General features: G+C 63.8%; 18 protein-coding genes and 1 riboswitch. Of the genes, 13 read left to right on the top strand and 5 right to left on the bottom strand.

The annotated features are described in order from the left end of the window. The first annotated feature begins 62 nt into the window (after positions 1-62). From IPM84_24580 to IPM84_24550, 7 genes are read left to right on the top strand one after another with little or no spacing between them, the layout of a single operon-like run. A complete protein-coding gene (locus IPM84_24580) occupies positions 63-2,189 on the top strand; it encodes a methyl-accepting chemotaxis protein (GenBank protein ID MBK9095870.1) in 2,127 nt (708 codons plus the stop codon). A 28-nt stretch (positions 2,190-2,217) separates the two neighbouring features. Then, on the top strand, positions 2,218-4,947 hold the full coding sequence (locus tag IPM84_24575; protein ID MBK9095869.1) for a HEAT repeat domain-containing protein: 2,730 nt from the start codon (positions 2,218-2,220) through the stop codon (positions 4,945-4,947). A 9-nt stretch (positions 4,948-4,956) separates the two neighbouring features. Beyond that, the gene (locus IPM84_24570) at positions 4,957-5,790 is read left to right on the top strand and encodes a protein-glutamate O-methyltransferase CheR (protein ID MBK9095868.1); all 834 of its coding nucleotides are present in this window, start codon (positions 4,957-4,959) and stop codon (positions 5,788-5,790) included. A 46-nt stretch (positions 5,791-5,836) separates the two neighbouring features. Continuing rightward, on the top strand, positions 5,837-6,886 hold the full coding sequence (locus IPM84_24565) for a chemotaxis response regulator protein-glutamate methylesterase (protein MBK9095867.1): 1,050 nt from the start codon (positions 5,837-5,839) through the stop codon (positions 6,884-6,886). Positions 6,887-6,913: 27 nt separating this feature from the next. Continuing rightward, positions 6,914-7,282, top strand: a complete 369-nt coding sequence (locus IPM84_24560; protein ID MBK9095866.1) for a response regulator — start codon at positions 6,914-6,916, stop codon at positions 7,280-7,282. Next, entirely contained in the window at positions 7,279-7,881 is a 603-nt protein-coding gene (locus tag IPM84_24555; GenBank protein ID MBK9095865.1) for a chemotaxis protein CheC, read from the top strand. Before IPM84_24560 ends, IPM84_24555 begins: the two co-directional genes overlap by 4 nt. Positions 7,882-7,910: 29 nt before the next feature. Beyond that, a complete protein-coding gene (locus IPM84_24550; GenBank protein ID MBK9095864.1) occupies positions 7,911-11,303 on the top strand; it encodes a PAS domain S-box protein in 3,393 nt (1,130 codons plus the stop codon). A gap of 7 nt (positions 11,304-11,310) precedes the next feature. On the opposite strand, the gene IPM84_24545 is transcribed toward IPM84_24550, so the two are convergent. From IPM84_24545 to IPM84_24530, 4 genes are all read right to left on the bottom strand, one after another. After that, positions 11,311-12,738: an aspartate kinase gene (locus IPM84_24545; protein ID MBK9095863.1), complete on the bottom strand. Its 1,428-nt coding sequence runs from the start codon at positions 12,736-12,738 to the stop codon at positions 11,311-11,313. A gap of 7 nt (positions 12,739-12,745) precedes the next feature. Beyond that, positions 12,746-13,432, bottom strand: coding sequence for a methionine biosynthesis protein MetW (gene metW / locus IPM84_24540; GenBank protein ID MBK9095862.1), 687 nt, complete (start codon positions 13,430-13,432; stop codon positions 12,746-12,748). Positions 13,433-13,472: 40 nt separating this feature from the next. Continuing rightward, entirely contained in the window at positions 13,473-14,642 is a 1,170-nt protein-coding gene (locus tag IPM84_24535) for a homoserine O-acetyltransferase (protein MBK9095861.1), read from the bottom strand. A gap of 179 nt (positions 14,643-14,821) precedes the next feature. Beyond that, on the bottom strand, positions 14,822-16,114 hold the full coding sequence (locus IPM84_24530; GenBank protein MBK9095860.1) for an O-acetylhomoserine aminocarboxypropyltransferase/cysteine synthase: 1,293 nt from the start codon (positions 16,112-16,114) through the stop codon (positions 14,822-14,824). Between the two features lie 259 nt (positions 16,115-16,373). After that, positions 16,374-16,548: riboswitch (SAM riboswitch) on the bottom strand. A 171-nt stretch (positions 16,549-16,719) separates the two neighbouring features. On the opposite strand from IPM84_24530, the gene IPM84_24525 reads away from it, so the two are divergent. Genes IPM84_24525 through IPM84_24510 form a run of 4 tightly spaced genes read left to right on the top strand, consistent with a single transcriptional unit; the run spans position 16,720 to position 19,445 of the window. Continuing rightward, positions 16,720-17,484: a ubiquinone/menaquinone biosynthesis methyltransferase gene (locus IPM84_24525; GenBank protein MBK9095859.1), complete on the top strand. Its 765-nt coding sequence runs from the start codon at positions 16,720-16,722 to the stop codon at positions 17,482-17,484. Then, positions 17,481-18,095 carry a UbiX family flavin prenyltransferase gene (locus IPM84_24520; protein ID MBK9095858.1) on the top strand — a complete coding sequence of 205 codons (615 nt, stop codon included), beginning with the start codon at positions 17,481-17,483 and terminating at the stop codon, positions 18,093-18,095. The genes IPM84_24525 and IPM84_24520 overlap by 4 nt, the downstream gene beginning before the upstream one ends. Positions 18,096-18,132: 37 nt before the next feature. Continuing rightward, entirely contained in the window at positions 18,133-18,633 is a 501-nt protein-coding gene (locus tag IPM84_24515) for a pyridoxamine 5'-phosphate oxidase family protein (protein ID MBK9095857.1), read from the top strand. A 44-nt stretch (positions 18,634-18,677) separates the two neighbouring features. Then, positions 18,678-19,445, top strand: a complete 768-nt coding sequence (locus IPM84_24510; GenBank protein ID MBK9095856.1) for a class I SAM-dependent methyltransferase — start codon at positions 18,678-18,680, stop codon at positions 19,443-19,445. 41 nt (positions 19,446-19,486) lie between these two features. Here IPM84_24510 and IPM84_24505 read toward each other — a convergent pair whose 3' ends face one another. Continuing rightward, the gene (locus tag IPM84_24505) at positions 19,487-19,693 is read right to left on the bottom strand and encodes a hypothetical protein (protein MBK9095855.1); all 207 of its coding nucleotides are present in this window, start codon (positions 19,691-19,693) and stop codon (positions 19,487-19,489) included. Positions 19,694-19,790: 97 nt separating this feature from the next. Here IPM84_24505 and IPM84_24500 point away from each other — a divergent pair, with 97 nt between their 5' ends. Together IPM84_24500 and IPM84_24495 are read left to right on the top strand one after the other, a co-directional pair. Continuing rightward, positions 19,791-20,501, top strand: coding sequence for an ABC transporter permease (locus IPM84_24500; protein ID MBK9095854.1), 711 nt, complete (start codon positions 19,791-19,793; stop codon positions 20,499-20,501). A 145-nt stretch (positions 20,502-20,646) separates the two neighbouring features. Continuing rightward, positions 20,647-22,503 (top strand): phosphoenolpyruvate carboxykinase (GTP), encoded by a 1,857-nt coding sequence (locus IPM84_24495; protein MBK9095853.1) that lies wholly within the window; start codon positions 20,647-20,649, stop codon positions 22,501-22,503. The last annotated feature ends 24 nt before the right edge of the window (positions 22,504-22,527 follow it).

The raw sequence follows: 22,527 nt of genomic DNA, 5'->3' as shown, positions 1-22,527 counted from the left end.
GCCGCCGAATGAATTCGGGGCGCAAGGGCGTGCCGCCGCCATGTCGGCCTGCGCCGACCGGCATGCGTCCGCGAATGCAGCCGCCAGCGCAGGCGAAACCATTGAAGGGACAGGAGTGTAATATTATGTTCGGACTAGGTCAGTCAAGCAATGAGACAAAACTGGAGATGGAGCGGGTACGCGATCAGGTCACACAGATCATCACGGTAACCGACGAGATCACGCGCACCACCGACCAAGTGCAAGAGGGGAGTGAAGCGCAGATGCGCTCGTTGGACAGCCTGGCCAGCAATGTCAACGAGATGGCCGCCTCGCTCAAGGAGACAGCCGGCCAGGCTGAATCGGTGGCGACATCAACCGAAGAGCTGGCCTCCTCGGTCAATGAAATGGCGGCTTCGGTGGAGCAGGTGACGAGCAATGCGGTGAGCCTGACCAGCGCGATTGCCCAGAACGCAACCGCCATCAAGGAAGTCAGCGCCTCGATTCAGGATGTAGCCTCCACGGCCCAGGAGATGGCGACCTCGACTGAGCAGACCACCACCTCGATGGTGCAAATGGCCGCTTCGGTCAAGGCGGTCAGCGGTGACACCCAGGTGCTGGTGTCGTCGGTCAATGAGACGGCTGCGTCCATCGAGGAAATGGCGCGCTCGGCGCAGGGAGTCACGGGCAATGCCAACGATGTGGCGGTGGCGGCTGAAGAAACCTCGGCCGCGATCAACGAGATGGCCGCTTCGATCGAGGAAGTGACGGCCACCACCGAATCGTTGGTCGCCTCGGTTGAAGAAACGGGAACCTCCATCGAACAGATGGTTCGTTCCATCACCAGCGTGGCCCAGAACGCCGAAAAGATCAACGAGATGGCGACCGCCTCGGACATCGGCGCCAGCCAGCTCGATCGCAGCATCCGCTCGGTGGCCGCGCTGGCCAAGCAGGCCGATGAGATTACGCGCCGCGTGTCGCGTGACGCGGAGGATGGCGGCGCGACGATCAACCGCTCGATTCAAGGCATTGGCCGGGTACGCGAATCGCTGACCGCGTCGGCCAGTGTCGTGCGCGAGATGGGCAAGCGTGCCAACGAGATTAGCAGCATTGTGGACACCATCAATCTGATTGCCGAGCGCACGAACCTGCTTTCGTTGAACGCCTCCATCGAAGCCGCGCGCGCGGGTGAAGCCGGTCGCGGCTTTGCGGTGGTGGCGGAGGAGATTCGTAACCTGGCCGATCGTTCGGCGCGGGCCACGGCGGATATTGCCGGCATCATCAAAGCCCTGCAAGAAGTGGCGCAGGAGGCTGTGATTTCATCGAACGATGGCCTGCGCATTGCCGAAGACAGCAGCCGTCAGGCCGAAGATGGGATGGCCGGTCTGCAGAAGATCTTGCGGGGTGTCAACGAAGCCACGCAGGTGGTGAGCCAGATTGCCCGCGCCACGGATGAGCAGTTGGTCGCAGGACAGAATGTGGTCACCTCCGTCAGCACGACGCTGGCGCAGGTCAAACAGGTGACGGTGGCCACGGCCGAACAGGCCAAGTCCGCGCAAAGCATTGTGCAGGCCACAACCCATGTGCGTCGTATCTCACAACAGGTGATGCAGGCCATGAACGAACAGGCGCGCGCCGCGCGTGACATCATCAAGGCCTCACAAAACACGACCGGCCTGGCCAACCAGATGCGCAAGGCCAGCACCGAGCAACTCCGTGCGGCCGCTGACATCACACAGGCCGTCGAGGTGATGCGTAAGGGCGCCAACCGCACCGAACGTGCCGTGGCCGAACAAGTGACGGTCGGTGATCAGATCAGCAAGGAGGCCGAACGCCTGGCGCGCATGGTGGCCGGTGTGACCAAAGCGATGGGTGAGCAGGCCACCGCCGCCAGTCAGATCTCGACCACGGTGGATAATCTTCGCCGGCAGGCTGAACAGGTCTCCAAGGCCATGGCTGAGCAAACCCGTGCGCTCAAAGACATGACAATTGCCTCACACAACGTCAGCAAGCAAATCGCGCAGATCACGCGGGCCAACCGCGAACATTCGGTCAACGCCACCACCACGCTTTCCAGCCTGGCCGATGTGCGCCGGATCACGGAACGTAACACACAGGGCGTCAGGGACACCCGGCGCGGCGTCGGCAGCCTGCAGGAACGTGCCAAAGCGCTGGGCGACATCACCAATCGCCTGACGCAGCGCCGCTAGAGAGCTCGAGATAGGAAGAGAGCATCACATGGCAGCATTCGATGATAGGGTAGGTATTCTTACAACTGATACTCATTTGGTCATCCGCACGTGGGACGACTGGCTGGCACACGTTACCGGCGTGAGTCAGCGCGCTGCCCTGGGTCAGCCGTTGGAGACCCTGTTCCCCGAAATTGCGACACGCGGCTTGGTGAGCCGTTTCGAACGCGTGCTCAGCGCAGGCGTCGCCGAGATTTTGGCGCCGGCGTTTCATCATTACCTGATCCGCTGCCCTGTCCAGGAGCCGTCTGCGCATTTCGACGCCATGCAGCAGCATGTCACCCTGGCGCCCATCCGGGACGGCAGCGACATGGCCGGCGTACTGGTGACGATTCGCGATGTGACGGCGCGCATGGATCGCGAGCGTGACCTGGCCGAGCAATTGCACAGCCCGGACGAAAATCAGCGTCTGGACGCGGCCGAGCGCCTCACCGCGGACACAGACCTGGATACGGCAGAACCGCTGGTCGGCGCACTGAGCGATCAGAGTTGGCGCGTGCGCCGGGTCGCGGTGGATGGCCTGGCGCGCCGCGGCAGCGCCGACGCCGTGAGCGCGCTGCTGCGCGCCCTGCACGACGAGCACGAGAACGCCAGCCTGCTGAACAGCGCGCTGCAAGTTCTGGCCATGAGCGATCTCGACGTCATTACCCCACTGGTGGATTTCCTCGATGACCCCGATCCCCATCTGCGCACCTACGCGGCGCAGGCGCTGGGCGAACAACGGACGCCGGCCGCGATCCCCGCCCTGGTTCATACCCTGCAGTACGACGCCGACACCAACGTGCGCTTCCATGCCATCGAAGCGCTGGGCAAATGCAAGGCGAGCGAGGCAGTTGATCTGCTTCTCACCATTGCCGAGCAGGACGATTTCTTCCTGGCTTTTGCCGCGCTCGACGCCCTGGCGCTGATTGCCGATCCACAGATCGCCGCGCGCCTGGCGCCGCTCCTGACTAACAGCCTCTTACGCGCAGCGGTCGTGGACGCGTTGGGGCAATTGGGCGATCATACCAGCGTGGCCCCACTGTGCGATCTGCTCAACCTGGCCCAGGCGCCGGCCAGCGTCGTCGCCTCAGCGCTGGCCCGCCTCTACGACCGCTACCAGGCAACATACCAGGAGGGCGCTTTCATTGCCGACCTGGCGCGCCAGCACGTCACCGCCGGCGGAGAACAGGCCCTGCTGGCCGAGATTGCGCAGGCCGGCCAGGGGGATCTGCGCAGCCTGGCGCTGGTCCTGGGCTGGCTGGAAGGCCCTGCAGTGGACCGCACCTTGACCGGCCTGCTGGCCCAGCCATCGGTGCGTCGCGAGGTGGTCGAAGCCCTCGTGCGCCACGGCAAGGTTGCCACGCTGCACCTCATCGAGCAGCTCGCCCGGGGCGACATGGAGACCCGGCAAACGACGATCATCGCGCTGGGGCGTATTGGAGACAGCCTGGCCGTGCCAGTCCTGATCGAACAACTATCGGCCGCGCCCGACCTGATCGTGGTGACAGCCGGCGCCCTGGCCAAGATCGGCGACCGGCGGGCGTTTCACGCGCTCTTGCCGCTGCTGGGTCACGGGGATACGGCCGTGCGCCAGGCCATTGCCTCGTCCCTCAACTCGTTGGGACATCCTGATATGCCAACCTACATCGAACGTTACCTGGCCGATCCCAACCCGCTCCTGCGTGAATCAGCCGTGCGCATTGCCGGCTACTTTGGCTATGCCAACTGCATCGAGGCGCTTTTTGCCTGCTGCCGCGATGAGGATGAATCGGTGCGCCGCGTCGCCATCGAACACCTGCCTTACCTGGATGATACGCGCGTGGTTGCCGTGTTGGGCGCCGCCCTGATGCAGGAGACGCCCAGGGTGCGGGCGGCCGCGGCTCGCGCCTTCGGCCAGCTCGACGAGATCAAGTCGTTGACCTATCTCGTCCCCGCCCTGGCCGATGCCGACCCCTGGGTGCGCTACTTCAGCGCGCGCTCCCTCGGTCGTCATGCTTATCCGGAGGCGCTGCCCGCGCTGCAAGTCCTGGCGCAGGCCGATCCTGCGCCCCAGGTGCGCCTGGCCGCGCTGGAAGCGCTGGGCCGTGTGGGCGGCGTGCGAGCGGTGGCGATCCTGGCGCCGCTGGCTGAGGCCGAGGATGCCGACGTGGCGCGTGCGGCCATTCAGGCCCTGGGCAGCATCGGACATCCCGATGCCATGCCACCGTTACTGGCCGCCCTGCATGCCGCTGATCCCGAACACCGCGTCGAGGCCGTGCAGGCCATCGGCGGTCGTGGAGGCCTGGATGCCGTCGGGGTTTTGGAATGGGCGGCCGCCACCGATACTGACGACAGAGTCGTGCGCAGCGCCATCGAGGCCCTGGCCCGCCTGGCGACGCCCGAAGCCACCGCTTCGCTCATCTCACTCCTGGCCGATGTCAGCCGTCGTGAGCTGTGTATCAGCGCCCTGGCGCAGTTGGGCGCTGAACAGATCGCGGTCGTTGGCCGTGGGCTGAGCCATCACCATCCCGGCGTGCGCAGCGCCGTGGTGGCCGCCCTGGCGCGCATGAAACATCCCCGCGCCTCCGAGGCGCTGGCGCGTGCGCTGGAGGATGCGGAGGCCAGCGTGCGGTTTGCCGCGGTCACGGCCCTGGGACACTTGGGTAACTTGCCGGCAGGGCGTCAGGTGGCCTACCTGGCGCGCACGGACCCCGATATCAACGTGCGACGGGCCGCGCTGGCCGCGTTGGCCTACTAGCGGGTACCTATGCGATTCTATGCTGAAACCCTGGGATTGGCCGAAAACACCTTTATCTTACTACGTGACCTCATTCATGAGCGCACGGGGCTTTTCTTCGGGTCTGACAGGCGCGAGCTATTGGCCGACAAGCTGTCGCCGCGCGTGGTGGATTGCGGCTTTGAATCATTCATTGATTACTACTATTTGCTCAAGTATGATACGGCGCGCGCGGGCGAGTGGCGGCGTCTCATGAACGCATTGGCGGTGCCGGAGACCTATTTCTGGCGCGAGGCCGATCATATCAATGCCCTGGTGAATGTGGTTGTGCCCGCCCTGGCGCAGCAGGGGCGGCCGCTGCGCATTTGGAGCGCAGCCTGCGCCAGCGGCGAGGAGCCGCTGACCCTGGCCCTGGCCCTGACCGAAGCCGGCTGGATGGAGCGTCTGCCGATCGAGATTCGCGCCAGTGACGCCAGCGAGGCGCTGCTGGACAAGGCGCGGGCGGGGGTCTTTCGCGAACGTTCATTTCGGGCGCTGCCGCCGGCGCTGCAGGCCAAATACTTCGAACCGAACGGCAGCGGTTGGTGTGTGGCGCCGCAGATCCTGCGTGCGGTGTCGTGGCAAACAGCCAACCTGACGGTGGAAGCTGATGTGGCCGCGCTGGCAACGGCTGATATCATCTTTTGTCGTAACGTTTTTATCTATTTCTCGGACGCGGCAACCGCCAAAGTGGTCAACACGTTCTATCGGCTGATGCCGTCGCCGGGCTATCTCTTCGTCGGCACTTCGGAGTCGTTGTTGCGCCTGGGCACTCGCTTCGAATTGGAGGACATCGGCAACACATTTGTCTATGTCAAGCGCTAAGGCGCAGATGACCTGGGAAAGCTCAGAACAGGGAGGAACAGACAACATGGATCGAGTGATACGCGTGCTGGTCGTAGACGACTCGGCCTACGTCCGCAAGGTGGTGAAGCAGATGCTGGCCCGCAGCCCCTTCATCGAGGTGGTGGGAACGGCGCACGACGGCGCAGAAGCCCTGGAGTTGACGGCACAACTGCAGCCTGATGTGGTGACGCTGGACCTCATCATGCCGGTGATGGATGGCATCACCTACCTGCGCACGCAAATGGCACGCCGGCCCGTGCCGGTGCTCGTGGTCAGCATTGCCAGCGAGAGCGGCGAAGCCGCCCTGACCGCGCTCGATGCCGGCGCGGTTGATTTCTTGCAGAAGCCAACGGCCCTGGCCACCGATCGCATCTACGAGATTGCCGATGAACTGATCGAGAAGGTCAAGGCGGTCGCCGCAGTCAACCTGGTGCAAAAACGTCCGGTCGCCAGCGTTGCTGCCACGGCGCCCATTTCGTCGCCCACGCCGCGCGCGCGCCGCAACCAGGCCGATGTGGTGGTCCTGGGCATCTCCACCGGCGGGCCGTACGCGCTGAAGGTGCTCATTCCGCAATTCCCGGCCGATTTCCCTGTCCCCATTGCGATGGTCATGCACATGCCGGTCGGCTACACCGAGATGTACGCACGCAAATTGGATGAAACGACCGCGCTGCATGTGCGCGAAGCCCAGGAGGGCGATTTGCTCGTGCCTGGCACGGCCCTGTTGGCGCCGGCCGGCCGCCATCTCCACCTGCAGCGCGGCCAGGACGGGCAGGTTTTCGCACACCTCGATGCGCGCCCCTTCGACACCCCGCACCGGCCGGCCGTTGATGTGCTCTTTCAGTCTGCGGCCGCGGTCTTCGGCAGCCGCACCCTGGGCGTGGTGATGACCGGCATGGGCGCCGATGGCCGTCAGGGCGCGGCCTGGATCAAGGCCCAGGGTGGTATAATACTGACCGAAGCCGAAGAGAGCTGTGTAGTTTATGGGATGCCGCGCTCGGTGGTCGAAGCCGGCCTCAGCGATCGCAGCGTTCCCCTGGAAATGATGGCTCAAACCATCCTGGACATGATCTGAGCCAATGAGGCAATGAGGCAAATCACAATGGCGCGTATCTTGATTGTTGACGATTCGAATCTTTCACGACGCATTCTGCGTTCGATCCTCGAGCCGGCCGGTTACGAGATCATCGAAGCCGGCGATGGCATGACTGCGCTCGAATGCCACTTCCTGCAAAAACCGGACCTGACGATTCTCGATCTCAATATGCGAGAGATGGCTGGCATGGAAGTGCTGACGCAATTGCGCCGGCTCGACCCCCGCGCGCGCGTCCTGATCGGCTCGGCCGACATCCAGGACTCCACGCAAGGCATGGCGTTGGCTGCGGGCGCCGTCGGTTTCGTGGGCAAGCCCTTTACCCAGGCTGCCGTGCTGAACGCAGTGGATGCTGCACTTTCTGGAGGTGATGTGTGAATCTCACGGCGCAACAAGAGGATGCCCTGGTTGAACTGATCAACATTGGCTTTGGTCGAGCCGCGGCTGCTCTGTCTGAACTAACCGGACAGCGCGTTCTGCTCGACGTGCCCCGCGTGACAATCACCCCGCTCGATCAACTGCGTCAGGCCCTCGATGGCTTTGTCAGCGGCGACATTGCCACGGTTCATCAGATCTTCGGCGGTCAGGTGGCCGGAGACGCCATGCTGGTGCTCAGCTACGAAGGCGCGGTGACATTGGTCAGCCTGCTGATGGACGATCGGCCGCAGACGCACCGGCTCGACGCCTCGGACCGGGAGGCGCTCACCGAGGTGGGCAACATCATTCTCAACACCTGTTTGAGCACCTTCGGCAACATGCTGCAGTCGCACATCTCGTTTGCTGTGCCGCGGCTGCATCTCGATTCGCTCAACACGCTGCTCAACTCCTTGTTGATCGGCGCGGATGAGCTGCGCTACACCCTCATCGTCTTCACCAATTTCCGCCTGCGCGACAGCGCGGTCAGCGGTTACCTGGTCATCATTCTGGGGGTGGCTTCGCTCGATCGTCTGATCGAAGCAGTGGAGGGGCTGGGTTGAGTGTGGAAGAATGGGGGCATGAAGCAAACATGACCATTGATTATCAAACATTAGGCTTGAACTGGCTGAACAACGTCGGCGAGCTGGGCGTGATGATCACCGATGAAGCGTTGATCATTCGCAGTTGGAACCCCTGGCTGCAGACCCACAGCGGCCGCTCGGTCGCGTCGGTGGTGGGACGGCACCTTTTCGATGTCTTCCCGGACTTGCTCAGCCGCCGTCTCGACCAGGCCTACGCGCGAGCGCTGGCTGGCGAGGTTGTCGTCCTCTCCCAGCGCTTTCACCACTATCTGCTGCCCATGACCGCCGGTCCGCACGAGGACCACTTCGCCATGATGCAGCAGAGCGCACGCATCGCACCGTTGTATCACGGGGGCCACAGCGTCGGCGCCATCACCGTGATCGAAGATGTGACCGAGCGCGTGGCTAACGACCAGATTTTGCTCGAATCCGAGGCGCGTTACCGCACCCTCAGCGAGCAATCGCTGGCCGGGGTTTTCCTGGTGCAGGACGGCCTTTTCCGCTACATCAACCCAGCCCTGGCCCAAATGCTTGGCTATCAGCCGATCAGCGTCATCGCCCGCCTCGGCCCGCTGGACCTGGTGGCGCCGGCTTCCCGCGCCCAGGCCGAAGACACCCTGGGACGCCTGCTCAGCGGCGCCGAGGGGAGCATCCGCACCGAGGTGCAGATGCTGCGCAAGGATGGGCATACGATTGACCTGGAGATTTTGGGCAACGCCATCCTGATGGGCGGCGAGCGCGTCATCCTGGGCATGGCGATGGACATCACGCAGCGCAAACGCGCCGAGACTTTCCAGGCTCTCCAATTTGCGGTGACGCGCGTGCTGGCCGAAGCCGAGTCGAGCGAGGCGGCCGTTCTGCGCCTGCTGCGCAGGGTTTGTCGCGACCTGGCCTGGGACCTGGGCGAGGTTTGGTGGGTTGACGAGGCCAGCCAGCACCTGCGCTGGGGCGCGGTCTGGCATGTGGCCGAGCCGCTGCCGCAGGCTTTTGTGGAAGCAAGCCGCGGCATGACCCTGGCGCGCGGGGTGGGATTGGCCGGCACGGTATGGGAGCAGGAGAACACCGCCTGGTGGTCCCCCCTGCCGCAGCCGCCCATCCTGCAGCGCGGTCAACTGGCGCAGGAATGGGGCTTGCAGGCCGGCCTGGGCGTCCCCGTCACCGATGATCGCGAGACGATCGGCGTGCTGATCTTTTTGACGCGCGAGACGCGCCCGGCGCAGCCCGATCTGATCGCGCTGCTGAGCGACATCGGCGGCCAGATCGGCCAGTTCGTGGCGCGGCAGCGGGCCGAAGAGGCGCTGCGCCGCCGCGATGCCATCCTGGAAGCGGTGCGATTTGCCGCCGCGCAGTTCTTGCAGGCGCCGGATTGGCGTGACAGCATCGAAGCGGTGGTGGCGCGGCTGGGTCAGGCCATGCAGGTCAGTCGTGTCAGCCTGTTCGCCAATCGCACGACGGACCGCGGCGACCTGCTGCTCAGCCGGGAGATGTCCTGGACAGCACCGACTCTTGAGACGGGCGCGTTGGCCGTGCCAGAGTCCTATGCCGCGCGTGGCCTGGCGCGCTGGCCCGCGATCCTGGGTCAGGGCCAGGTCATTCACACCCACGTACACCAGTTGCCCGCCCCCGAACGGGGCGCCTTTGCCTGCTGCGGGGTCCGTTCGCTGCTGGCGGCCCCGATCTTCGCCGGTCAGCAGTGGTGGGGTTTCATTCAGTTCGAGGAGGTTGGGCAACCGCGCACCTGGACCGAGGTTGAAATTGGCGCGCTGCGCGCCGCCACCGACGCGCTCGGTGCGGCCATTGCCCGTCAGCGGGTCGAGGACCTGCTGCGCCAGCGTGAGGCTCGTCTGCGGCAGATCACCGACAACATGCTCGACATGGTCAGCCAGATCAACCTGGACGGCGTCCTTGAATATGTCAGCCCGTCGCACTACCCGGTGTTGGGCTACCGGCCTGAAGCGCTGCTAGGGCGCTCAGCCTATGAGTTGATCCATCCAGACGACGTGAAGTTGGCCCTGTCCGCGTCGCAGACAGGGCTGCAGACCGGCATTCCCAGCCACATCGAGTACCGCTATCGGCACGCCGAGGGTCACTATGTCTGGCTGGAATCGGTGGGGAATCTCCTCTACGGCGAAAACGGAGAGCCGATCGGCGCGGTCCTGGCCTCGCACGATGTGACGGAGCGGCGGCGCAGTGAAGAGGCCATGCGCCAGGCGCAAAAGCTGGAGAGCCTGGGCGTAGTTGCCGGCGGCGTCGCCCATGACTTCAACAACCTGCTCGCCGGCATGATGATGCAGATCACGGTGGCGCAGGCCAAGCTGCAGCCCGACAGCCCGGCGCTTACCCACCTGCAAAAAGTGCTGACGTCCGCGCAGCGCGCCGCCGACCTGACGCGCCAACTGCTGGCCTATGCCGGCAAGGGCCAGTTCCAGGTGCAGGACGTTGATCTCAACCGGTTGATCAGCGACAACATTGACCTGCTGCAGGCCACCACGCCGCACCATGTCACGATGACCCAGCACCTGGCGCCTGATCTGCCGTCCATCGTGGGTGACCAGGGACAGGTGCAGCAGATTGTGATGAACCTGGTCATGAATGCCGCGGAAGCCACCGAGAACGGCGAGGGGCAGGTGACGCTGACGACCGGCGTGCAGACCGTGACCGAGGAACATCTGCCCGACTTCCTGCCCACCGCACGCCCGTTGCCGGGTCATTACGTCACCGTCGCGGTGACCGATAACGGCGTTGGGATGGACGCGGAGACTCTCTCGCGCATCTTCGACCCCTTCTTCACCACCAAGTTCACCGGCCGCGGACTGGGGCTTTCGGCCACCCTGGGCATCACGCGCGCGATGCATGGCGGATTGCAGGTGCAGAGCACGCCGGGCGTGGGCACGACTTTCCGGGTCTTCTTTCCCGCGGTCTTTCCCGCGGTCCCCACACCGGCCTCCGCCGAGGACCTGCCTGCGCCTGCGCCTGTGCTGCCCGCCGCGTCGGTGCAAACGCAGCCGCGCTCGACCATCCTGGTCATTGATGACGAAATGCCGGTGCGCGAAGCCCTGACCGACATTTTCGAGGACATGGGCTGGCCGGTGTTGACGGCCGCCAACGGGAGCGAAGGTCTGGAGGTCTTCCATGACCACCGCGCCCACATTGGCGTCGTGCTGCTCGACCTGCTGATGCCGGTGATGGGCGGCGAGGAAACGCTGACGGCCCTGCGCCAGCTCGATCCGGCCCTGCGCATCCTTGTGGTCTCTGCCTATGATGAAACAGAAGTGCTGCGCCGCTTTGCCAAAGACCCCGCGCTGCGCCCCACCGCCGTTCTGCAGAAGCCCTACGACCTGTCTCTGTTGATTGACCTCATTCAGCATCACATCGCTGCGAGTAACGAGTCGCCGTCATAGCCCTGGCTTACAGGTTTTCACCCAGCCTATCCAGGGCAAAGGCCGCGTGGATGCGACGCACAGCCGTGTCGGCATCACCGACCAGCACGACCAGCGAGATGTTGACCTCCGATGACCCCTGCGCAATGGCGATCACGTTGACGTGCGCCTCGCCTAGGGCGCCAAATACCCGCGCCGCGATGCCCGGTGTGCCGGCCATCTCCGCGCCCACCACCGCCACGATGACGATGTCATCGCGGCCGGTCACCGCATCCACCCAGTGCTGTGCCAACTCCCGCGCCAGGTCATGGCGCAGGTCATCGAGCACGGTCGGCGCATCACTCTGCGGCACGACGAACGTAATGCTCTGCTCCGACGACGACTGCGAGATCATCAGGACGTTGGCGCCCGCACGCGCCACCGCGGCAAAGGTGCGCGCCGCGATGCCAGGCACGCCCATCATGCCCTTGCCGGCCACGTTGACCAGGGTCAGGTTCTTGATGGCAGTAATGGCTTTAACCGCGCCGAGTTTGCGCCCGGTCTCTGTCAGTTCCTTGACGATACAGGTGCCGGGGTGCTCCGGGTTGAAGGTGTTGAGCACGCGCAGGCGAATTCCGCGTTCGATGGCCGGCAGAATCGTCTTGGGGTGCAGCACTTTGGCGCCAAAGTACGAGAGCTCGGCCGCCTCGCTGTAGGAGAGTTCCGGCAGAGTCCGCGCTTCCGGCACGATGCGCGGATCGGCCGTGAGCACGCCGTTGACATCGGTCCAGATTTGCACTTCATCGGCGTCGAGCACCGCGCCGAAGATGGCGGCCGAATAGTCCGAGCCGCCGCGGCCCAGGGTAGTTGGAATCCCCTGCGCGGTGGCGCCGATGAACCCGGTGAGGACCGGCACCACGCCCCCTTCCAGCAGCGGCCGCAGGCGCTCCTGGCAGTGCATGCGTGTCTCGGCCAGCAAGGGGCTGGCGGCGCCGAAGCTGTTGTCGGTCACCAGCACCTCGGTCGCATCAATGGCCTCGGCATGGACGCCCTGGCTGCGCAGCACGGCCGCCAGCAGCGGCGCGGCCAGGCGCTCGCCCAGGCCGGAAACCACATCCAGCCCGCGGTTGGTCAGTTCGCCCAGCACCGCAATGCTGCGACACAGGCGTTCGAAGCTGCGCAGGCGCTCATCGAACAGACGCCCCAGCGCCGCCCGCTCCACACCATCGGCCACCAGTTGGCCGGCCACCACCTGGTGTTTGACCAGCAGCGCAACCCGCGCCTCGCGATAGCCTTCCTCCTGCCCGCCCGCCGCCGCCTGCGCCGCGGCAATCAACGTGTTCGTCACCCCGCTCATGGCCGAGGTCACAACGACAACCTGCGGATCCCGCGTCCGCGCCTGCGCCACAATGTGAGCCACCTGGCTAAACGCATCGGCGCTCCCCACGGACGTACCGCCGAATTTCAACACTAACATAATTTCTTTACTCCCATCGCGTCAGTTCGAACACCGCCACAGTCGCCAGCAGGTTGCTCGCCCAGGTGATTGGCCGCGCATGTTTCCCGGCCAGGAAGCGCACATTGAGCACGCGAATACGCTGACTGGCGCAGAACTCCGTGAAATCGCGGATCGTCAGGGCGCGGGCGCGCGGCGAGGCGTGCCAGGGCTGCAGATCGGTGGGCGCCGCGGGCATGCGCCCGGTCAGCAGCAGGCTGAGGCGACTGCGCCAATGGCCCCAGTTGGCAAAACTGACCAGGCTGCGCTCGCCCACACGCACGATTTCGGCCAACGTGTGGGCCGGATCATCCACGAAGGGGATCGTCTGGCTCAACACGACATAATCAAAGGCGTGATCTGGATAATCAGGCAGGCTGGTCTCCAGATTGCCCTGGCGCACGCTCAGCCCGCGGCGCACGCAGGTCAGCATACCGCTTTCGGACAGCTCCAGCCCGCGGCCGATGACCTGGCGCTCGGCCTTGAGAAAGGCGAGCAGATCGCCATTGCCGCAGCCAATGTCGAACACGCGACTGCCGGGCGCAATCAAATCGGCGATCACGCGCAGGTCGGGCCGCAGACGAGGCTGCGCCTGCGCGCGGTCCGTGGTCTGACCGGGGTTTTGGGCATAGCGCCCTGCGTGCAAGGTTTCCACAGAGGGTAGCTGGACAGTCATGGTCATGATCCCCTTTCGGTGTGCATTCCGGCGCCTGCAATCAGTGCTGTTCCTGCTCGACGCGGCGCAGGAAATCGCGCAGCAGTTGCGTCATGGTATCCACTTCGAGCAAGAAGGCGTCATGTCCCCAGGTTGATTCGAGGTCACACGAGGTGACATCCGCGCCGACCTGCGTGAGGGCCTTGACGATCTCCTGCGCTTGATACGAGGGATAGAGCCAGTCCGACTTGAACGAGACGACCAGGAAACAGACATCCCTGGCCTCGCTGAAGGCCTCGGCCAGGGTGCGATTGACACCGGCGCCGTTGTCTGTCAGATCGAAATAGTCCATCGCCTTCGTCACATACAGATAGGTGTTGGCGTCGAAGCGGCGGGTGAACGCGTCGCCGTTGTGCGCCAGGTAGCTCTCCACCGCGAACTCCGTCGCGAAGTCGAAGCCGTAGTGCTGGCGTGATTGCAGGCGGCGACCGAACTTCTGCTGCATGGATTGGTCGCTCAGATAGGTGATGTGGCCGATCATACGGGCCAGGGACAGGCCCGCATCGGGTCGCGGGCCGTCGTAATAGTTGCCCTGACACCAGGCCGGGTCGCGATAGATCGCCTGGCGCCCGACTTCGCTCAAGGCGATGGTCTGCGGCGACAGGCGCGCGGTGGTTGCCAGGGGAAGGCAGGCGCGCAGGCGCTCCGGGTAGCTGGCCGCCCATTGCAGCGCCTGCATGCCGCCCATGGAACCGCCAACCACCGCCAGCAGCCGCTCGATGCCGAGGTGATCGAGCAGATGGCGCTGGGCTTCCACCATGTCCCTGATGGTGATGACCGGGAATTGCAGGCCGTAGGGGCGTCCGCTGGCCGGGTTGATGGAGGCCGGCCCGGTGGAACCCATGCAGCCGCCGAGCACATTGGAACAAATCACGAACAAGCGGTCGGTGTCGAAGGCCTTGCCTGGCCCGATGCAGTCGTCCCACCAGCCGACGCGGCCATCCGCCGTGTCCAGGCAACCGGCCGCATGCGCGTCGCCGCTCAGGGCATGCAGCACCAGGATGGCGTTCGTGCGCGCGGCGTTGAGCGTGCCATACGTCTCATAGGCCAGGGTAATTGGCCCTAGCTCCACCCCGCTCTCCAACCGCATGGGGTGCGGCGGTTGCGCGAAGGTAACGAATTGAGCATGCACGATGCCCGCTGTGCCGACCGCGATAGTTTCTGGTTCCATTCTCGCACCATTTCGGTGAACCGATAGCCGTAGGTCACGCCTCCGGCGTGACAACGCCGTCCGCCGCGTGACATGCCAACCCGTAGGTCACGCCTCCGGCGTGACAACGCCGTCCGCCGCAGAGCTTGCTTCCCTCATCCAACGTCGTCCGGCCAGGAGGCCGGACCTACAAAATCCAATCAAGCCGCGGCCAACGCCTGATCCAGGTCCCACAGCAGGTCGTCAAGGTCCTCGATGCCCACACTCAGGCGCACGAAGTCAGGCGTGACGCCGGCCGCGAGCTGTTCCGCGTCGCTGAGCTGCTGGTGGGTGGTGGTGGCCGGATGAATGGCCAGCGATTTGGCGTCACCGACGTTGGCCAGGTGCGAGAAGAGTTTCAGGCTGTTGATGAAGCGCCGGCCGGACGCAAGCCCGCCCTGGATGCCAAAGCCGAGGATGGCGCCCGGGCCTTTGGGCAGATAGCGCTTGGCGCGCTCATACGACGGATGGCCGGGCAGACCGGGATAGTTGACCCAACTGACCTTGGGATGGTCGCACAGGTATTCGGCCACGGCCTGAGCATTGGCGACATGACGTTCCAGGCGCAAGCTCAGCGTCTCCAGCCCCTGCACGAAGAGCCAGGCGTTGAACGGAGCCTGGCAGGCCCCCATGTCGCGCAGCACTTGCAGGCGTGCCTTGAAAATGAAGGCGGCCGGGGCCAGGTTGTTGAAGATCAGGCCGTGATAGCTTGGGTCCGGTTCGGTGAAGTTGCGGAAGCGCCCGCTGGCGCCCCAGTCGAAACGGCCGCTGTCCACCAGGACGCCACCGATGCTGGTGCCATGGCCCCCGATGAACTTGGTGGTTGAGTGGACGACAATATCGGCGCCCCAATCGAACGGTCGGCACAGATAGGGGGTGGCGAAGGTGCTGTCAATGATCAGCGGCACGCCCGCCTCATGCGCGATGGCGGCCACTTCCTCGAAGGGGAAGACATCAATCTGCGGATTGCCCAGGGTTTCGCCGTAGAAGAGCTTGGTGTTGGGGCGCACCGCGCGGCGGAAATTCTCCGGGTCGGCCGCGTTCACAAACGTAAACTCGATGCCCAGCTTGCGCAGGCTGTACGCGAACAGGGAATAGGTGCCGCCGTACAAGGTGCTGCTGGAGACGACATGATCGCCGGCTTCGCAGAGGGTCAGGATGGCAGCCGTCTCTGCGGCCTGGCCGGAGGCGAAAGCCAGGGCGCCCACGCCCCCCTCCAGGTCGGCGATACGGCGCTCGAAGACATCGGTGGTGGGGTTCATGATGCGGGTGTAGATATTGCCCATTTCTTCCAGGGCAAAGAGACGTGCGGCATGGTCCGCGTCGCGGAACTGGTACGACGTCGTTTGGTAAATGGGCAGGGCGCGGGCGCCTGTGGTCGGGTCGGGCGTCAGCCCGGCGTGCAGTTGACGGGTGGTGAAACCCAGAGTGCGGCTGTCGGTAGCGCTTGACATGGTTCTGATCTCCTGTGCATGTTGATAGACGTGACTCGGACGAGTCCCCCCGGTGGCTGCGCGGGCCACGGTGCGGACCGACTGCACTGATGCGGTTGCGAGCGCCGCTGCTCGCGGGTACCCCGTCAGCTTGGGGTAACAAAAACCGTCTCGGAATGTGGTCAAGAGGGCAGGCATCGTTGCACGACTGAGCGACTGGAAACAAAAAAATCCCTCCTCGAAGTGAGGAGGGATGACAACGCATCGCGTCAGTCACTGCCTCTCATCTTCCAGATTGCCTCTGCCGGATTTGGCACCATAACCTGTTGGCAGTGAGCAAGTTGTGCGATGACTTCGCCGCCGTTGGCGATGCGTCGCATGACTTGTGTCTGGCCACCAGTAGTCTGGTTGCCGAGGCTTCATAGGGCCGGTCCCTCAGCCTCTCTGGATAAGAGCATCAGCGCTATTCAATTGTTATGATGCTTATAGCATATATTCAGCGGCCTGTCAATTTTACCAAAGCGGCAAAGGCAGCAGATAGCAAACTTGATCGAAGGTGTTCATTCTGGTATCATCACACTCATCAAGTCTTCGCGCCAGTCATCATTTGGAATATTGAGATTGTCATGACTAAACCCATTGAAGTAACGAGACCCCCGGATATTCTGCCCGATCAGGTGCAAAAATCGGCCTATGTCAATCAGATGTTTGCCGCGATTGCTGGGCGCTACGATGTGATGAACCGGGTGATGACCGGCGGTCAGGATCAGCGCTGGCGGCGCCTGATCGTCAAGGAATGTCGCTTGCCCAGCGGCGGGCATCTGTTGGATGTGGCTACCGGTACGGGCGACATTGGCTTCGAGGCGATGCGCCTGCGGCCGGATGTGCATGTCACCGGGGTGGATTTTACCCACGAGATGATGCTCGTGGGCCAGCGCAAGGCCGACCGCGAAGGATTGCTCGATGTGCATGGTTCGCGCCTGCGCTTTGCCGACGCGGACACGCTCAGCTTACCCTTTCCCGATGCCACCTTCGATGCGGTCTGTTCCGGATTCCTGATGCGCAACGTCAGCGACATCGCACGCGCGTTTGCGGAACAGCGCCGCGTGGTCAAGCCGGGCGGACGCGTGGTCTGCCTGGAAATCACGCGACCCCAAACGCCGCTCTGGCGCGACCTGTTCGGCGTCTATTTCTTCCGCCTGGTGCCGTTGATCGGCAGCCTGCTCAGCGGCGAGCGGCAGGCCTACACCTACCTGCCGCATTCGACCCTGGCTTTTCCCCTGCCACAGGCGCTCAAGGGCATCATGGAAGGGGTGGGCTTGCGCCGCGTGCGCTACAAGGTGATGATGCTCGGCACGGTCGCGCTGCATGTGGGCGAGGTATCAGCATGAAACGGATCATTGTGGGTCTCAGCGGCGCCAGCGGGCAAATCTATGGCATTCGCCTGTTGGAGGTTTTGCGCGCGGCGCCTGACATCGAAACACACCTGGTGATCAGCCCATCCGCACGCATGACCATTGCGCAAGAAACCGATTGGGACCCCGCGGCGGTCGAAGCGCTGGCCGACGTGGTCTATCGGCCTGGCGATGTGGGCGCGGCCATCGCCAGCGGCTCGTTCAGCACGGCAGGGATGATCATCGCCCCGTGCAGTATCAAGACCTTGTCCGCGATCGCCAACTCCTACGACGCCGACCTGTTGACACGCGCGGCCGATGTGCAGCTCAAAGAGGGGCGGCCGGTGATCCTGGTGGTGCGCGAGACGCCGCTGCACCTGGGGCATCTACGCTTGCAGGTGCAGGCTGCCGAGATCGGCTGTGTGATCTTCCCGCCCGTGCCGGCGTTCTACGGCCGGCCCCAAACCGTTGATGACATCGTCAACGGCACGGTGGGCCGCATCCTGGCTCGCATGGGGCTGGAGAATGAACTGTACCACCGCTGGCAAGGGATGCGCGCCGCGGCGCAAGAGGACCGGCGCCGGCCCCACACTCCCCAGACTGCATGACACCGGCCGCACTGCGGCGGCCGGGTAGGAGAGGCTCATGACTACGTCATTCGAGGAACAAGTTGACGACTTTCTGCAGGCTCACACCACCCTGACCCTGGCCACCTGGACGCCGCAAGGCCCCCAGGCCGCGCCGCTGTTTTATGCACACGCCTGGGTAACAGACTCCGCCGGGGAGACGATGCTCTGCTTCTATTTCATCTCCAACCCTACTTCCAACCACTGCCAGGCGTTCGAGACGCAGCCGACCATTGCCGCGGCCATCTATCAGGATGGGCAGGAATGGCGTCAGATTCGCGGGCTGCAACTGGAAGGCCGCGCCCGCCGGGCAACACCAGGCGCAGACGCTCAGCAGGCCACGATGGTCTATTTTGCCAAATTCCCCTTCGTGGCGGCGGCGCAGACGGGCGCGCCGGATGGGCCGTTGGAGCTGGCCGGCCCGTTGGCCGAGAGCGCCTTCTACGTCATCGAGGCCGATTGGCTGCGCCTGATTGACAACACGCTTGGTTTCGGGCATCGCGAGGAACAGGTGTACTAGCGTCCCCGGCAGCGCATGAACCCGGCGGGAAAGGATCAGTCAGCATGGAACATGCGACAGCGACAGCGACAGCGCCATACGACCGGGCGGCCGACCGCGGCGTGCCCTCGCTGGTTTGGCGCTTTGGGCAAGATCGGCGCCTGGACATGATTCGGCAGTGGGCCGGGCTGGAAGGCGCCGTGGTGCTGGTGGACGGCTGCGGCATTGGCGCCTATGTGCAAAAGATGCAAGCGGTGGCCGCCCAGGTGATCGGGCTTGACATCGAGTGGGAGCGCATTCACGAGGGTGTGCAGCAGGCCAGGCAGGCGCCGAAGCACGGACTTCTACACGTCGGCGCGTGCGAGGCGTTGCCCTATCGCGACCGCACCTTCGACGTGGTGCTTTCGCACGAGGTGCTGGAGCATGTGCAGGACGATCGCCTGGCCGCGGCCGAGATGATACGTGTGCTCAAGCCGGGCGGCCGGGCCGTCATTTTTGCGCCCAACCGCCTCTACCCCTTCGAAACCCACGGCCACTATTGGCGCGGCCGCTACCATTTTGGCAACACCCCACTCATCAACTATTTGCCCGACCCGCTGCGCAATCGCCTGGCTCCGCACGTGCGCGCGTACACCGCGACTGGTCTGCGCCGCCTGTTCGACGGCCTGCCTGTGCGGACGGTGCATCACAGCCAGATTTTCCCCGGCTACGACAAGCTCAGCGCTCGCCGCCCGCGCCTGGGGCGCGTGCTGCGCACCGTCACCTATGCGCTGGAACGGTCGCCCCTGCGCTATTTTGGCCTGTCGCACCTGCTGGTGATCGAACGCTGCTGAACCGGACGCTTGGCCAGCAGTTCCAAATGTAGCCTGGTTTTTTACCACAGATGCGTTTTCTCCGAAAACGCAGAGATCACAAAGAACGCAGAGAAGTTGCCGATTTGCGCCTGATCTGCCGTTTCTTTGTGTTCACCAACCCCCGCATGTGCTTTTTGTGGTTGAATGTGTGCTACATTTGGAACTGCTGACGCTTGGCCGACCGAATTGACGCAGATGCAATCCTTGCTATAATTCATGGCACCCACTGTTTGTGACCTCCCCGCTCTCTGTCTATGATTCAGATCTGTTCGTTGTCAGTGATCGTCTGCATCCCAAGAATAGTTTGGAATGGCCTGAAAATGGCTGGAAATCATTGGAAAATGGAGGAATCGAGATGGATTACGCCAAGCTGCTCGAAGACTCAATCAGCACGTGTCGGGCCTGGGCCTGACCCTGTTGACTTCGGGCCTGGCGCTTTTCATCTTTCGCGTGCTCTTCAAGGGCAGCGCCAACCCGCCCGCCATGACGCCATTTCAGCAGCCGCACTTGCCGGCCCTCGGCCCCGTGGCGCCTATCTTCGAGCAGTATTGGCTGACCTATGTTGCTTTCCTGCTGACGCCGCTGGGCACCTGGGTCTTGTACCGCACAACCTTCGGCCTGTGGGTGCGCGCCGTGGGCGAAAATCCCGAAGCGGCCGATTCTGTGGGCATTGATGTGCGGCGTGTGCGCTACGCCGCGCTGGCGCTCAGCGGCGCGTTGATGGGGGCAGGCGGCGCGTTCCTTTCGCTGGCCCAACTGGGCACCGCCACCTTCGGCATCGTGGCTGGCCGCGGTTGGGTAGCCATTGCCATTGTCATTTTCGGCAACTGGGAGCCAGGCCGGGTCATGCTGGGCGCGCTGCTCTTCGGTGGTGTGGAGGCCCTGCAACTGCGGCTGCGCGCCATCGGCGTCAACGTGCCCTATCAGTTCTTGCTCTCGCTGCCCTACCTGGTTACGATTGCCGCGTTGGCTCTGGCCGGCCGCAACGCCTCATACCCCGCCGCCTTGCTCAAGCCGTACCGGCGCGAGGGGTAACGACTTGCGCCCGCAACACGAGAACGATGATACGTATCATACCTGCCGCCAGAGCTATCGAGTAGAATACCTGCGTATTGGCTGACCAGCCAGGGGCCGGTTGCCAAAGTGGACGACAACTTGACGTGGATTCTTATGCCACACGATGCAGAATAGAGGAATTATGCTCAACTACCCATCGAACCTGAAACACGAAACGATCCGCACCTGGGTTGCCGAGATGGCTGCCCTGTGCAAGCCCGACGCCGTCTACTGGTGTGACGGCTCCCAGGCCGAGTACGACGCCATGTGCGCGACCCTCGTGAAGGCGGGCACCTTCGTCCGCTTGAACGAGGAGAAGCGCCCCAACAGCTTCCTGGCCCTGTCGGACCCCAGCGATGTGGCGCGCGTGGAAGACCGTACATTCATCTGCAGCGTCAACAAGCAGGACGCTGGCCCCACCAACAATTGGATCGAGCCTGCGGAGATGAAGGCGACGCTCAATCGCCTCTTCGACGGCAGCATGGTCGGGCGCACCATGTATGTCATCCCCTTCAGCATGGGGCCGCTCGGCTCCTACATTGCGCACATCGGCGTTGAGTTGACCGATTCACCCTATGTGGTCGCCAACATGCGCATCATGACGCGCATGGGCGCGGCAGTGTGGGATGTGCTGGGCACAGACGGCGAGTTCGTGCCGTGTATGCACTCCGTGGGCGCACCCTTAGCGCCTGGCCAAAAGGATGTGTCCTGGCCCTGCAACAAGGATCAGAAGTATATCGTACACTTCCCGGAAGAGCGCGCGATCTGGTCCTATGGCAGCGGCTACGGCGGCAACGCCCTGCTCGGCAAGAAATGCCTGGCGCTGCGCATCGCCTCCACCATGGCCCGCGACGAAGGCTGGCTGGCCGAGCACATGCTGATCCTGGGTGTCGAAGCGCCCAGCGGTGAGAGGACCTATGTAGGCGCCGCGTTCCCCAGCGCGTGTGGCAAAACCAACTTCGCCATGCTCATCCCGCCCGCGGCCTTCGAAGGCTGGAAGATCACCACGGTGGGCGATGACATCGCCTGGATCAAACCTGGTCCGGACGGCCAGTTGTACGCCATCAACCCCGAAGCCGGCTACTTTGGCGTGGCGCCAGGCACATCTGAGAAGACTAACCCCAACGCCATGGCCAGCATCAAGGCCAACACCATCTACACGAACGTGGCTCTCACGCCGGACAACGACGTTTGGTGGGAAGGCATGACCAAGACGCCGCCTCCCTCCTTGATTGACTGGCAGGGCAAGCCCTGGACGCCTGACTCAGGGCGCAAGGCCGCGCATCCCAACGCCCGTTTCACCGCGCCGGCCTATCAGAACCCGGTGATTGACCCAGAGTGGGAAAACCCGAACGGCGTGCCGATCAAGGCCTTCATCTTCGGCGGCCGGCGCAGCAACGTGGTTCCGCTGATCATGCAGTCCTACAACTGGAACTACGGCGTCTATCTGGCCGCGACGATGGGTTCAGAGACCACGGCGGCCGCGGCCGGGCAAGTGGGCCAGGTGCGCCGCGATCCGTTCGCCATGCTGCCCTTCTGTGGCTACCACATGGCCGACTATTTCGACCACTGGCTGCAGTTTGGCCGCACCATCACCAACCCGCCACTCATCTTCGGTGTCAACTGGTTCCGCACCGACAAGAGCGGCCGCTTCCTCTGGCCGGGCTTTGGCGACAACATGCGCATCCTCAAGTGGATCGTGGAGCGCGCCAATGGCGAAGCCGTTGCTGTGGAAGGCCCGTTGGGCCTGATGCCGCGCTACGAGGATTTGGATTGGCGCGGCATGGACGACTTCTCGCGCGACCAGTACACCGAATTGATGTCGGTTGACCGCGAGCTGTGGAAGCAGGAGATGCTGTCACACGATGAACTGTTCATCAAGCTGTATGATCGCCTGCCCAAGGAAATGATCTTCATGCGCGAGTTGATACTCTCTGCCCTGTGGCGATCGCCCGAGCAGTGGACGCCCAAGTCTGCTTGACGCGCTGAGCGCCGACCTGCGCCC

This window comes from Candidatus Amarolinea dominans (assembly GCA_016719785.1).
Lineage (GTDB): Bacteria > Chloroflexota > Anaerolineae > SSC4 > Amarolineaceae > Amarolinea > Amarolinea dominans.
Note: the sequence above shows the minus strand (reverse complement) of the source record. Positions and strands in the feature narration are given on the sequence as shown.

Bases quoted from the DNA above. Each gene is read 5' to 3' on its own strand.
- IPM84_24530 (MBK9095860.1), bottom strand. From the start codon at position 16,114: ATGTCAAGCGCTACCGACAGCCGCACTCTGGGTTTCACCACCCGTCAA.
- IPM84_24520 (MBK9095858.1), top strand. From the start codon at position 17,481: ATGAAACGGATCATTGTGGGTCTCAGCGGCGCCAGCGGGCAAATCTAT.
- IPM84_24510 (MBK9095856.1), top strand. From the start codon at position 18,678: ATGGAACATGCGACAGCGACAGCGACAGCGCCATACGACCGGGCGGCC.
- IPM84_24525 (MBK9095859.1), top strand. From the start codon at position 16,720: ATGACTAAACCCATTGAAGTAACGAGACCCCCGGATATTCTGCCCGAT.
- IPM84_24580 (MBK9095870.1), top strand. From the start codon at position 63: ATGCGTCCGCGAATGCAGCCGCCAGCGCAGGCGAAACCATTGAAGGGA.
- IPM84_24575 (MBK9095869.1), top strand. From the start codon at position 2,218: ATGGCAGCATTCGATGATAGGGTAGGTATTCTTACAACTGATACTCAT.
- IPM84_24495 (MBK9095853.1), top strand. From the start codon at position 20,647: ATGCAGAATAGAGGAATTATGCTCAACTACCCATCGAACCTGAAACAC.
- IPM84_24565 (MBK9095867.1), top strand. From the start codon at position 5,837: ATGGATCGAGTGATACGCGTGCTGGTCGTAGACGACTCGGCCTACGTC.
- IPM84_24545 (MBK9095863.1), bottom strand. From the start codon at position 12,738: ATGTTAGTGTTGAAATTCGGCGGTACGTCCGTGGGGAGCGCCGATGCG.
- metW (MBK9095862.1), bottom strand. From the start codon at position 13,432: ATGACTGTCCAGCTACCCTCTGTGGAAACCTTGCACGCAGGGCGCTAT.
- IPM84_24560 (MBK9095866.1), top strand. From the start codon at position 6,914: ATGGCGCGTATCTTGATTGTTGACGATTCGAATCTTTCACGACGCATT.
- IPM84_24570 (MBK9095868.1), top strand. From the start codon at position 4,957: ATGCGATTCTATGCTGAAACCCTGGGATTGGCCGAAAACACCTTTATC.
- IPM84_24515 (MBK9095857.1), top strand. From the start codon at position 18,133: ATGACTACGTCATTCGAGGAACAAGTTGACGACTTTCTGCAGGCTCAC.
- IPM84_24550 (MBK9095864.1), top strand. From the start codon at position 7,911: ATGACCATTGATTATCAAACATTAGGCTTGAACTGGCTGAACAACGTC.
- IPM84_24535 (MBK9095861.1), bottom strand. From the start codon at position 14,642: ATGGAACCAGAAACTATCGCGGTCGGCACAGCGGGCATCGTGCATGCT.